This window comes from Curtobacterium sp. A7_M15, from assembly GCF_030705415.1.
Classification (GTDB): Bacteria; Actinomycetota; Actinomycetes; order Actinomycetales; family Microbacteriaceae; genus Curtobacterium.
Genome location: NZ_JAUZED010000021.1, coordinates 1 through 12188, shown reverse-complemented (window position 1 = coordinate 12188; position 12188 = coordinate 1). Strand labels below are relative to the sequence as shown.

Here is a 12188-nt window from a genome sequence, read left to right as displayed (position 1 = left end):
GGCACGGCCCACCTACCCCGCTCAGAGCTTGAACGTCGCCCTCGGGATGTCCGACACGATGCGGCGGGCGGTCCGCACCGCGTCCTCCTCCGTGATCTCGTGCGTCACCACGAGCGACGCCAGGTACGCGGCGTCCGCACGACGCGCCATGTCGTGCCGGGCCGGGATCGAGCAGTACGCCCGGGTGTCGTCGATGAACCCCGACGTCTTCGTGAACGACGCCGAGTCGGTGATCGCCGCGCGGTACCGACCGATCGCCGCAGGCGTGTCGATGAACCACCAGGGCGCCCCGGCGTACACGGCGGGGTAGAAGCCGGCGAGCGGGCCGATCTCGCGGGAGAACACGGTCTCGTCGACGGTGAAGAGCACGAGGTGGAAGCCCGGAGCGGTCCCGAACGACTCGAGCAACGGCCGCAGCGGTTCGGTGAAGGACCCGACGGCGGGCAGGTCGTGTCCGGTGTCCGGCCCGAAGCGCTCGAGCGTGGGGCCGTGGTGGTTGCGCAGCACGCCGGGGTGGAGCTGCATCACGAGCCCGTCCTCGACGCTCATCTCGGCCCACCGGTAGAGCATGTCGTGCCGGTAGGCGACGGCCTCCGACGCGGTCACGCCGGACGGCCCCTCCAGAGCGGCCGCGTGGATCCGCGCACGCTCCGATGCCGTCAGGGGCGTCGATCCGGCGTCGAGGACCCCCGTGTCCGTGGCGGTCGCACCGTGCTGGATGAAGTACCGGCGACGTGCGCGCAGTGCCGCCAACAGCCCGTCATGGGTTCCCGTGTCGATGCCGGCGGCCTCACCGATGGACGCGACCACGTGCCTCCAGTCCGGTCCCGACGGATCGAACACGGCGTCCGCGCGGAACGTGGGGACCACCCGCCCGGTGAAGGTGGGGTCGGCGGCCAGCCGCGCGTGCGCGGCGAGGTCGGCGGTTGGCCCGTCGGTGGTCGCGAGGACCTCGATGCCGAAGGCGTCGAACAGGGCGCGGGGGCGGAACGCGGGCGTCCTGAGCAGGCCCGCGATGTGGTCGTACTGCGCGTCCGCGTTCGCGGCCGACGGCTGCTCCGTCAGTCCGAAGACGTCGTGCAGCTCCGTCTCGAACCAGTAGCGGACGGGGGTGCCGAGGAAGTCGTCCCAGTGCTCGGCCAACTGCCGCCAGACGGCGCGTCCAGGAGGCGCGGGGTGCGTTCCCGACAGGTCGACGCGACCCAGCGCCTCCAGTCCGACCCCGTTCGCGTGCAGGAGCCGCAGGACGTAGTGGTCGGGCGTGATGAGCAGCGACGCGGGGTCCTCGAACAGCCGGTCGTCCGCGATGAGCGCCGCGTCGACGTGCCCGTGGGGGGAGAGGATCGGCGCGTCCTTCACGGCGTCGTAGACCGTGCGGGCGACCGCCCGCGCTCCCGGGTCGGCCGCGAAGAGGCGGTCCGGGTGCGGGGCGAGCGGCGTGGCGGTGGTGGTCTGGGGCATCGTCGACTCCTTCAGGACGCGTGGGGGACGGGCGCGGGACCGGTGGACTCGCGGACGGTGAGGTGGGTCGGCAGCGCGACGGCGCCGCTCATGTGCTCGCCGGGCAGCTCCTCGGCGGGGATCGCGCCGAGCCGTCCGAGGAGCATCCGGATCGCGACCCGGCCGGCGCGCTCGATCGGCGACGTCATCGTGGTGAGCGGGGGGTTGCAGAAGTCGGCGCCGAAGATGTCGTCGCACCCGACGATGCTCATGTCCTCGGGGACGCGCACGCCGCGCTCCCGGAGCCGGGCGAGCATGCCGATCGCGATGAGGTCGTTGAACGCGATGCAGGCGGTGGCGCCGGCGTGCACGGCGGCGTCGGCGGCTGCGGCTCCGGAGTCGACGAACGGTGCGTGCGGCCCGACGCGGCCGACCCGCACACCCAGGCGCTTGGCGACCCGGACGAGGGCCTTCCACCGGCGTTCGTTCGACCAGGAGCTGTCCGGGCCCGCGACGTAGAGGACGTCCCGGTGGCCGAGGGACACCAGGTGCTGGACGGCCTGCTCGACCCCACCGGGGGTGTCGATCAGGACGGAGGGGACGCCGGCGGGCCGACGGTTCACGACGACGAGCGGGGTGCGTTCGGCGAACCGGGCGATCTGCGCGTCGGACAATCGTGACGCGGTGAGCACGGCGCCGTCGGCCTTCCCGGCGATCGCGCTGAGGGCGGCCATCTCGGCGTCGGCGGACTCCTCGGTGTCCACGAGGAGCTGCGTCCACCCGGCGCCGGCGAGCTGGTGCTGCGTGCCGCGGATGACGTCGAAGTAGAAGGGGTTCGTGATGTCGGACACGAGCACGGCGACCGCGCGGGTCCGTCCGGACGTGAGGGCCCGGGCCTGCGAGTTCGGGACGTAGCCGAGTTCCCGGGCGGCCTGTTGGATGCGCTGCTGCGTCGCCTGGTTCACGCGGTCGGGCAGGGAGAGCGCCCGCGACACCGTGGACGGCGCGACACCGGTGGCGTCGGCGATGTCGCGGATGGTCACCCGCCGGGCGGTGTCGGTGTCGGTCACGGTTCCTCCGTCGTCCGGCCTGCGCGTCGGTGCGCCGGTGGACCGAACGTAAACCGGTCTGGCAACAAGTGGCAACCGATTGCCGCATGTTGCCAACCGCGGGACAGTGGTGCGACCGGGCAGTGCCGCTCGGAGGAGGTCTCGAGGAGGAAACCCCCGTGAACACGCGAAGACTCCATGCCCGCACCGTCATCGGTGCCGTGGCCGTCGTCGCCCTCGCCGCGCTGTCCCTCCAGGGATGCGCCGTGGTGAACGGCAGTGGCGACGACCCCAACACCCTCCGCGTCATGATGGGCGCGGACACCACCTACCCCAAGGAACGCAAGCAGTGGCAGCAGGACGTCGCCGCTGAGTTCAAGCGCACCACCGGTGCGAACGTCCAGTGGGAGACCTACTCCTCGGCGCAGGAGGAGCTCACCGCGATCCAGACGAGCGTCATCTCCGGCCAGGGCCCGGACGTGTACGCGATCGGCAGCACGTTCACCCCGACCGCGTACGCCACCGGTGCCTTCGTCGAGATGGACGCGAAGGACTGGAAGGCCGTCGGCGGCAAGGACCAGTTCGACCCCGCCTCCTTCGGGATCTCGGGCCCGAGCGCCTCGAAGCAGATCGGCATCCCCTTCGCCAGCCGACCGTTCGTCATGGCGGTGAACAAGGACCTCCTCGCGAAGGCCGGGATCACCGAGATGCCGACGACGTGGGACGAACTGACCGAGGACGCGAAGGCGACCACGAGCGGTGACGTGCACGGCATGGCGGTCGCGTACGCCGACGGGTTCGACCCGTGGAAGTTCGTCTGGGGCATGGCGCAGAACGCCGGCAACACGATCGTGTCGAAGGACGGCAAGGCGGAGATCGACACGAAGGCCGTCGAGAACGCCTACCGCACGTACTTCGACTGGGTGACCACGGACGGCGTCGTCGACAAGGCCGCCATCGGATGGAACAACGCCCAGGCCCTCGCGCAGTTCACCGAGGGCAAGGCGGCGTTCTTCCCGATGACGACGACCACCGCCATCAACTCGTTCAAGAACACCCCCGTGGACGGCAAGTACGAGTTCGCTCTCCTGCCGACGGTGCCTCCGGGAGCGACGTCGCGTCCGTCCGGCGGCATCGAGGCGGCGAGCATCCTCTCCGGCGACAACTGGGTCGTGGCCGACTACGGCAAGAAGCAGGACCTGTCCTTCGACTTCATCAAGCAGCTCAGCACCCCGAAGGCGCAGCTCGAGTACTACGAGCTCTTCGGCAACCTGCCGACGAACGCCGACGCAGCCGCGCAGCTCGCCGCGGACAACCCGCAGCTCAAGCCGATCATCGACGCCGGCAAGCTCTCGAAGCCGACCGCCTTCACCGGTGCCTGGTCGGACATCCAACTCTCCCTCGTGGACGTCGTCGTGCAGTCCATCCCGTCGCTCAAGGGCGGCGAGGTCACCGACGACCAGCTCCGTGCGCGACTCAAGGCAGCGCAGAAGGACGCCCAGCCCACACTCGACCGGCAGAAGAACGGAGGCCTGTGATGACGCAGGTCCAGACCCCCGCGCCGCGCGCGACCGAGTCGCGCGGCCGCGAGGTCCGCCCGCACGGCACCACCCCGCTCTACAAGCGGGAGCGCCCGCTCTGGATGCTCCTGCCCGGCGGCGTCCTCATGCTCGCCGTCATCGTGGTGCCGCTCCTGGTGGGCTTCTACATCGCGATGCTCGACCTCGACCAGTACACGCTCCGCCAGTGGTTCAGCGCCCCGTTCGTCGGGTTCGCGAACTTCGCCGAGGCGTTCACCGACTCGCCCCTGCTCCACTCGATCTGGATCTCGGTCTCGATCTCGGTGCTCGTCACCGCCGTCACGGTCCCGATCGGCGTCGCCGCGGCGATCTCCACCCAGAACCGGTTCCCGGGCCGCGGACTCGTCCGGTCGATCTACCTCATCCCGTACGTGCTCCCCGCCTTCGTGGTCGGCACGTTCTTCCGGACGATGCTGCAGCCGCAGGGCGTCGTGAACTCGATCCTGCACACCGACGTCCTCTGGCTGAACGGCTCCGCGTCGTACTGGGCGCTCGCCGGCGTGATGATCTGGACGAGCTGGCCGTTCGTCTACCTGCTCTCCCTCGCCGGACTGCAGGCGGTCGACAACGAGGTGCACGAGGCCGCCGCGCTCGACGGGGTGACCTGGTGGGCGAAGCTCCGGTACATCATCTTCCCGTACCTCCGCGGACCCCTGAGCCTCGCGGTGATCATCGCGATCCTGCACAACATCAACAACTTCACCCTGCCGTTCGTGCTGTTCGGCATCCCGCTGCCCTCGAGTGTCGAGGTGATGCCCGTCCTCACCTACATCGCGAGCTTCCAGTCGTTCCGCTTCGGCCTGTCCGCGGCGATGGCGATCTGCTCCCTCGTGATCGTCGCCATCCCGCTGTTCGTCTACCTCCGAGCCGTGAAGCTCGACACCGGTGACGACGCGGGCCCCAACCGCAAGCAGCGCCGCGCCGACCGCGCGACGCTGGCCGCCGCGACCCCGGCCGCGGCAGCCGACATCGACGGAGCCCGAGCATGAGTGCCTTCACCACGACGAGGACCCGCCCGACCGCGACGCTCACCGAGAGCATCACGGCAGGGGACCGTGGTCGCCGCCACAAGCGCCCGTACGACACTGACGTCACCCGGCTCCTGCCGCGCTGGCTGCTCGTCCTCGTGATCGCGGTGATCATCGCGTTCATCGCCGTCCCCGTGCTCTACATCCTGTTCGGGTCGGTCAACTCCGACGTCGCGGTGGCCCGGGGCGAGTACTTCCCGTCCGAGTTCACGCTGCGGAACTACGTCGACATCTGGTCGACGGTCGCGCTCGGCGAGGGGCTCGTGAACTCGATGCTCACCGCCGGGGCCGTCGCCGTCGCCAGTGCGGCGCTCGCCGTGTCGACCGCGTACGTGTTGGTCCGGTTCCGCTTCCTCGGACGCCTGACCTTCCTGCGTGGTCTGCTCGCACTGCAGTCGATCCCCGGCACGCTCCTGCTCCTGCCCGTGTTCGTGGTGTTCTCGAACATCGCGAGCGCCACCGGCGTGCAGATCATCGGCACCCGGTGGGGCCTCTTCGTCACCTACCTGACGTTCGCCCTCCCGTTCTCCACCTGGGTGATGGTCACGTACCTGCGCGGTCTGCCGAAGGAGCTCGAGGAAGCGGCCCGCATCGACGGCGCGTCCAGCACCAAGATCCTCACGAAGATCGTCCTGCCGCTGTCGTGGCCCGGCATCGTCGTGTCAGCGATCTTCGCCTTCCTGCTCGGCTGGAACGACGTCCTCTTCTCCACGATCATGACGACCCCCAACACGCGCACGGTCGCCGTGGTCCTGCAGGTCCTCGGCACCACGCAGGAGGGCGGCGCCGTCCCGATCTACGGCCAGATGATGGCCGCCTCGATCGTCTGTGCCGTGCCGGTCGTGGCGCTCTACCTCATCTTCCAGCGCTACCTGGTCGGTGGTCTCACCGCCGGCTCTGTGAAGTAGCGACAGTTCTCCACAGACTGCCTGGAGGCGCGGTGCCAGCCCGCCCCGCGCCTCCAGGCTGGTCCTCATGAAAGGAACGCAATGACCCAGCCCAGTTGGGAACTCTCCGGCTTCGGCGACGAGATCGACGCCGATCCGGTGGTCCAGGTCGCGGTGCTGCAGGCGCTCGGCGCCAGCGCCATCGAGGTCCGCAGCGCCTGGGGGGTGAACGTCGTCGACCTCGACGAGGACCAGCTCGCCGGGCTGCACCGCCTGCTCGAGGAACGCGGGCAGACGGTGTCCGCCATCGCCTCGCCCATCGGCAAGGTCTCCGTCGACGAGCCCGTCGAGCACGAGGTCGGACGACTCGGCCGCGCGATCGCCGCCGCGCACGCCCTCGGCACCACGAACATCCGCATCTTCTCGTTCTACTTCGAGGGACGTGCACCCGAGGACGTCCGCGACGACGTCCTCGTCCGGATGCGCGCGCTCGCCGACCTCGCTTCGCGGGAAGGAGTGACGCTGCTCCACGAGAACGAGAAGGACATCTACGGCGACGTCCCCTCGCGGGTGCTCGACATCGTCGAGAGCGTCGGGTCGCCCGCGCTCCGCCTCGCCTGGGACAACGCGAACTACGTCCAGTGCGGCGTCAAGCCGTTCACCGACGGCTGGACACAGCTCGCACCGTACGTCGACTACCTGCAGGTGAAGGACGCCCTCGCCGCCGATTCGTCCGTCGTCCCCGCGGGCGAGGGCGACGGCGAACTCGTCGAGACGCTCACCGCACTCCGCGACGCCGGGTACTCCGGCTACGCCTCCCTCGAGCCGCACCTCAGCGACTTCACCCACCTCGGCGGGTTCTCCGGCCCCGCGGCGTTCGGCCGCGCCGGTCGCGCCCTCCGGAAGCTCACCGACCAGATCGGAGTCACCCTGCGATGACCGAAGCAACCCCGCTCAAGCTCGCCGTCGTCGGCGCCGGCGTCATCGGACGCCACCACGCCAAGGTCGCCGTCGCCCACCCCGACCTGCAGGTCGTCGCCCTCGTCGACGCGATCCCCGCAGCCGCCACGAGCGCCGCCGACGAGATCGAGGCGATGGGCGTCACCCGCCCGATCACGACGTCCACCATCGAGGAAGCGATCGCGCAGGCCGACATCGACGTCGTCGCGATCTGCTCGCCGTCCGGCATGCACGTCCAGCTGGCCGAAGCCGCACTCGCCGCCGGCAAGCACGTCGTCATCGAGAAGCCGCTCGACACCACGATGCCCCGCGCCCGCCAGATCGCCGCGCTCGCTGCCGCCGCACGCGCACGCGGCCTCGTGACGAGCGTCATCAGCCAGCACCGCTTCGACCCGGCCTCCGCAGCCGTCGCAGCAGCCGCCCACGACGGCGGGTTCGGCACCGTGACGTCCGGACTCGCGAGCGTCGCCTGGTACCGCTCGCAGGGCTACTACGACTCCGGCGACTGGCGGGGCACCTGGGCGCTCGACGGCGGCGGCGCGGTCATGAACCAGGGCGTGCACACCGTCGACCTGCTCGTGTGGGCGCTCGGACGTCCGGTCGAGATCTCGGCGCAGACCGGCCTGCTCGCGCACGACCGGATCGAGGTCGAGGACACTGCCGTCGCCACCGTCCGGTTCGCCGGGGGAGCGCTCGGCGTCATCCACTGCACGACGGCTGCGTACCCGGGCCTCTCCGCCCGGTACGCCGTGTACGGCACGCACGGGTCCGCGATCGTCGACGACGACCGCCTGGCGTACTTCCACATCGCACCGGACGCGGCGACGCTCGAGTCCGCGTCCACCACCTCGAACGCCACGGCGGTCGCCGGCGCGGTCGACCAGAAGGACGAGGTCGTCCCGCCGGAACACGTCGTCGGCGGTCCGGCCGAGCCCGACCACTTCGCCGCCGGTCACGCCCGGCAGTACACCGACATCGTCGCCGCGATCCGCGAGGGGCGCGAGCCCGGCGTGACGGTCGACGCCGCCCTCGTCTCGCTCGCCACCGTGCGCGGGCTCTACGTCAGCGCGACGCTCGGCAAGCCCGTCCGGATCGACGACGTGATCGAGGGGACGTACGACGACGTCGTCCCCGTCGTCGGCGCACACGCAGCAGAAGGAGCCACCCGATGAAGTTCTCCGTGTTCACCGCCTCGACCCCCGACTGGACTCCGTCGCAGGCCGCACAGACGCTCGCCGACCAGGGCTGGGACGGCATCGAGTGGCGCATCGTCGACGACCGCCCGGCACCCGGCGAGACCGTGCCCGCCGGGCGCTCGTTCTGGGCCGGCAACAACTCGACGTGGCAGTTCACCGGCATCGAGGACCAGGTCGGCGAGATCGCCCGCACGACCGACGCCGCCGGGCTCGAGTACTCCGGCATCGGCGGCTACCAGCAGGCGTCGAACCGTGCCGGCGTCGACACCATGCTCCGCGTCACGAGCGAGCTCGGCGCCCGCCAGGTCCGGGTCGCGATGCCGATGTACCGGCAGGAGCGCGAGCGCACCGGTGAGACCTACCCGCAGATCTTCGACCGCACCCGGGCGGACCTCGAGTGGGCCGTCTCGCGTGCGACCGAGCTGGGCGTGAAAGCGCTCGTCGAGCTGCACCACATGACGATCACGCCCTCGGCATCGGCGGCACTGCGGCTCGTCGACGGCCTCGATCCGGAGCACGTCGGCGTCATCCACGACCTCGGCAACCTCGTGATCGAGGGACACGAGGACCACCTCGCCGCGTTCGAGCTCCTCGGTCCGTACCTCGCCCATGCGCACGTGAAGAACGCCCGCTGGGTGGACACCGGCGACACCCGGGCCGACGGCAGCACGATCTGGCAGAACGAGTGGGCACCGCTGCGCACCGGCCAGGCGTCCGTCTCCGAGTACCTCGACGCGCTCCGCCAGGTCGGCTACGACGGCTGGGTCACGATCGAGGACTTCTCCACCGACCTCCCGCTCGAGGCCCGCACCGCCGACAACCTGGCCTACCTGCGGTCCCTCGTACCGGTGTCGGCATGACCGATCGCCGACCCGGCATCGTGCACCTCGGGGTGGGTGCCTTCGTGCGCGCCCACCTCGCCTGGTACACGGCGCACACCGACGGCGAACCGTGGGGGATCACCGCCTTCACCGGACGCTCGCCGGACGTCGCCGACGCACTCGCCGCGCAGGACAGCCGGTACACGCTCGTGACGCGTGCGGCAGAGGGCGACTCCGCCGAGGTGGTCGACACGATCGTGGCGGCGCACCCGGGTAGCGACGCGTCGACCTGGAGGCACCTGGTCGCCTCTCCGGAGACCACCATCGTCACGCTGACGGTCACCGAGCAGGGCTACCGGTCCGGTTCCGACGTCCCCTCGCGCCTTGTCGAAGGGCTCGAGGCCCGACGTGCCGCCGGGTCCGGGCCGATCGCGCTCATCAGCCTCGACAACCTGACCCACAACGGCGAGGTGCTCCGCGACGCGGTGGTGTCCGCCGTCGCCGACCCGGCGGTGCAGGACTGGGTCGAGGCGAACGTCTCGTTCCCCTCGTCGATGGTCGACCGGATCACCCCGGCCACGACCGACGACGACGTCCAGGCGCTGGCGGAGCTCCCCGGTGCGCTCGACGGCGACCGGGTGCCCGTCATCACCGAGCCGTTCGCGGAATGGGTGCTCGAGGACGCCTTCGACGGCGTCGACCGCCCGGCGTGGGAGACCGCGGGCGTCCGGATCGTCGACGACGTCACCCCCTACGAGCAGCGGAAGCTCTGGCTCCTGAACGGGTCCCACTCCCTGCTGGCGTACCTCGGGCTGCTGCTCGGCCACGAGACCGTCGCGTCCGCGATGGACGACCCGGTCTGCCGCGCGGCCGTCGAACAGCTCTGGGACGAAGCAGCGCTCGAGCTCCCGCTGCCCGACGCCGAGGTCGCCGCGGCGCGGGCCGCCCTGGTCGACCGGTTCGCGAACCCCCGGATCCGGCACACCCTCCGGCAGATCGCCGCGGGCGGCTCCGAGAAGCTCCCCGTCCGCGTGGTCGACGTGCTCCGGCACCGGCTCGACCGCGACCCGTCGGCGGGCATCGGTCCGGGCGCCGCGACCGCCGTCGCGGCGTGGTGGCTGCACCTGACCGAGCAGCCCGACCTGGTGAGCGACACCGGAGCCCCCGGGGCAGACTCGGACGTGCACGACGTGCTGCGCGTCATCGCCCCCGACCTCGACACCACCCCCGTCGTCGCGGCGATCACCGCTGCGGCCGACCGCATCCGTGCCGCGCGGGAGACCGCGGAGCGCACGAGAACCGACGAAGGAGTCCACGCATGACCGACACCACGACGAACCCCGCGGCCCCGGTGCCGGGGGCGACCGACGCCGGCGCGGCGACCGATCCCACCGCCGGGCGTCCGGACACGTGGGCGTCGGCCGACCGCGGGCAGCTGATCGACCGCGCCGAGGTCATCGTCACGAGCCCGAACCGCAACTTCGTCACGCTGAAACTCACCACCGCGGACGGCGTGACGGGTCTGGGAGACGCCACCCTCAACGGTCGCGAGCTCGCCGTCGCCGCTTACCTGTCCGAGCACGTCGTCCCGCTGTTGGTCGGCCGCGACGCGAGCCGGATCGAGGACGCCTGGCAGTTCCTCTACCGGTCGTCGTACTGGCGCCGAGGACCGGTCACGATGGCGGCGATCGCGGCCGTGGACATGGCGCTCTGGGACATCAAGGGCAAGGTCGCCGGGATGCCCGTGTACCAGCTGCTCGGCGGCGCCTCCCGCACGGGGCTGATGGCGTACGGCCACGCCTCGGGGAAGGAGCTGCCGGAGCTGTTCGACTCCATCCGCGAGCACCAGTCCGAGGGCTACCGGTCGATCCGCGTGCAGACGGGCGTCCCCGGGCTCGAGTCGATCTACGGCATCGCGTCGAACAAGACCACCGAGGGCAACAGCGGCGTCCGCTACGACTTCGAGCCCGCCCAGCGCGGCGCGTTCCCCGCGATGGAGGACTGGGACACCCGTGCCTACCTCCGCCACGTGCCCACCGTGTTCGAGGCCGTCCGGAACGAGTTCGGTCCGGAGCTCCCGCTGCTGCACGACGGACACCACCGGATGACCCCGCTGCAGGCGGCGAAGCTCGGCAAGTCGCTCGAGCCGTACGACCTGTTCTGGCTCGAGGACTGCACCCCCGCCGAGAACCAAGAAGCGCTGAAGCTCGTCCGGCAGCACACCACGACGCCGCTGGCGATCGGCGAGGTCTTCAACACGATCTGGGACTTCAAGGACATCATCCGCGACCAGCTCATCGACTACGTCCGCGGCGCCGTGACCCACATGGGCGGCATCTCCCCGCTGAGGAAGACGATGGACTACGCCGCGATGTACCAGATCAAGTCCGGGTTCCACGGGCCGACCGACATCTCCCCGGTGGGCCTGGCGGCGCAGATGCACCTCGGGCTGGCGATCCACAACTTCGGCATCCAGGAGTACATGCAGCACGGCCCCAGGACGAACCAGGTGTTCCGGCAGACCTTCACGTTCACGGACGGGTACCTGCACCCGGGCGACGAGCCGGGCCTCGGGGTCTCGCTCGACGTCGACGAAGCGGGCAAGTACCCGTACGAGCAGGCGTACCTGCCCTTCAACCGGCTCGCCGACGGCACCGTCCACGACTGGTAGCGGGCAAGCTGGTCCGCATGGGGTTCGCGGACGTGGCGAAGGAACTGCTCCTCGTCGCGCCCGCGGACTTCGTCGCCGAGCGGACGGCGCGCCAACGGGCGGTCCGGAAGGACGATCGGGCCCTCGCCACGGCGATCGGCGGCCTCCGGAAACCCGCACCGGCCGCGTGGGTCGTCGACCTGCTGGCGCACGAGGGTGCACTCGACGAGGCGGTCGACCTCGGGCCCGCGATCCGGCAGGCCCAGGCGGATGCCGATCCGGCAGCCATCCGCGCGCTGCGACGCCAGCGAGCGGGCGTGGTCGACGCGCTCACCCAGGCCGGGGCCGACCTCGCGTCCGACGCCGGGCACCCGGTGACGCCGAGCGTGCTCGAACAGGTCCGGGCGACGATCGAGGCCGCCATGGCGGATCCGCACGCCGGAGCGGCCGTGCGCTCCGGGCTCCTCGTCCGGCCGCTCGAGAGCGCCGGGTTCGACGACGTCGACCTCGACGGCGCGCTCGCCGACCCGGATGCGGTGCCCGACGCGTGGTCGGGCAGCGACGCCCCGCCCATCCC

The 12188-nt window shown here is 71.0% G+C and carries 10 protein-coding genes and 1 pseudogene; 9 read left to right on the top strand and 2 right to left on the bottom strand.

Annotated elements, in window-relative coordinates; all coding sequences use genetic code 11:
• Positions 1-21 precede the first annotated feature (21 nt).
• Positions 22-1461 (bottom strand): glucuronate isomerase, encoded by a 1440-nt coding sequence (gene uxaC, locus Q7F20_RS06070; RefSeq protein ID WP_305739218.1) that lies wholly within the window; start codon positions 1459-1461, stop codon positions 22-24.
• A gap of 11 nt (positions 1462-1472) precedes the next feature.
• Complete coding sequence (locus Q7F20_RS06065; RefSeq protein WP_305739217.1) at positions 1473-2510, bottom strand: LacI family DNA-binding transcriptional regulator; 1038 nt, start codon at positions 2508-2510, stop codon at positions 1473-1475.
• A gap of 158 nt (positions 2511-2668) precedes the next feature.
• On the opposite strand from Q7F20_RS06065, the gene Q7F20_RS06060 reads away from it, so the two are divergent.
• The 9 genes and pseudogenes from Q7F20_RS06060 to Q7F20_RS06020 form a co-directional block, all read left to right on the top strand.
• Positions 2669-4027 carry an ABC transporter substrate-binding protein gene (locus tag Q7F20_RS06060; protein WP_305739216.1) on the top strand — a complete coding sequence of 453 codons (1359 nt, stop codon included), beginning with the start codon at positions 2669-2671 and terminating at the stop codon, positions 4025-4027.
• Positions 4027-5058: a carbohydrate ABC transporter permease gene (locus tag Q7F20_RS06055; protein WP_305739215.1), complete on the top strand. Its 1032-nt coding sequence runs from the start codon at positions 4027-4029 to the stop codon at positions 5056-5058. The genes Q7F20_RS06060 and Q7F20_RS06055 overlap by 1 nt, the downstream gene beginning before the upstream one ends.
• Positions 5055-6005: a carbohydrate ABC transporter permease gene (locus Q7F20_RS06050; RefSeq protein WP_305739214.1), complete on the top strand. Its 951-nt coding sequence runs from the start codon at positions 5055-5057 to the stop codon at positions 6003-6005. Before Q7F20_RS06055 ends, Q7F20_RS06050 begins: the two co-directional genes overlap by 4 nt.
• Before the next feature lie 81 nt (positions 6006-6086).
• Complete coding sequence (locus Q7F20_RS06045; RefSeq protein ID WP_305739213.1) at positions 6087-6923, top strand: sugar phosphate isomerase/epimerase; 837 nt, start codon at positions 6087-6089, stop codon at positions 6921-6923.
• Complete coding sequence (locus tag Q7F20_RS06040; RefSeq protein ID WP_305739212.1) at positions 6920-8116, top strand: Gfo/Idh/MocA family protein; 1197 nt, start codon at positions 6920-6922, stop codon at positions 8114-8116. Before Q7F20_RS06045 ends, Q7F20_RS06040 begins: the two co-directional genes overlap by 4 nt.
• Positions 8113-9000 carry a sugar phosphate isomerase/epimerase gene (locus Q7F20_RS06035; protein ID WP_305739211.1) on the top strand — a complete coding sequence of 296 codons (888 nt, stop codon included), beginning with the start codon at positions 8113-8115 and terminating at the stop codon, positions 8998-9000. The genes Q7F20_RS06040 and Q7F20_RS06035 overlap by 4 nt, the downstream gene beginning before the upstream one ends.
• Positions 8997-10283 carry a mannitol dehydrogenase family protein gene (locus Q7F20_RS06030; protein WP_305739210.1) on the top strand — a complete coding sequence of 429 codons (1287 nt, stop codon included), beginning with the start codon at positions 8997-8999 and terminating at the stop codon, positions 10281-10283. Before Q7F20_RS06035 ends, Q7F20_RS06030 begins: the two co-directional genes overlap by 4 nt.
• Positions 10280-11632: a D-mannonate dehydratase ManD gene (gene manD, locus Q7F20_RS06025; RefSeq protein WP_305739209.1), complete on the top strand. Its 1353-nt coding sequence runs from the start codon at positions 10280-10282 to the stop codon at positions 11630-11632. Before Q7F20_RS06030 ends, manD begins: the two co-directional genes overlap by 4 nt.
• Before the next feature lie 17 nt (positions 11633-11649).
• A pseudogene (locus Q7F20_RS06020) lies at positions 11650-12188 on the top strand (hypothetical protein); the annotation flags it as partial.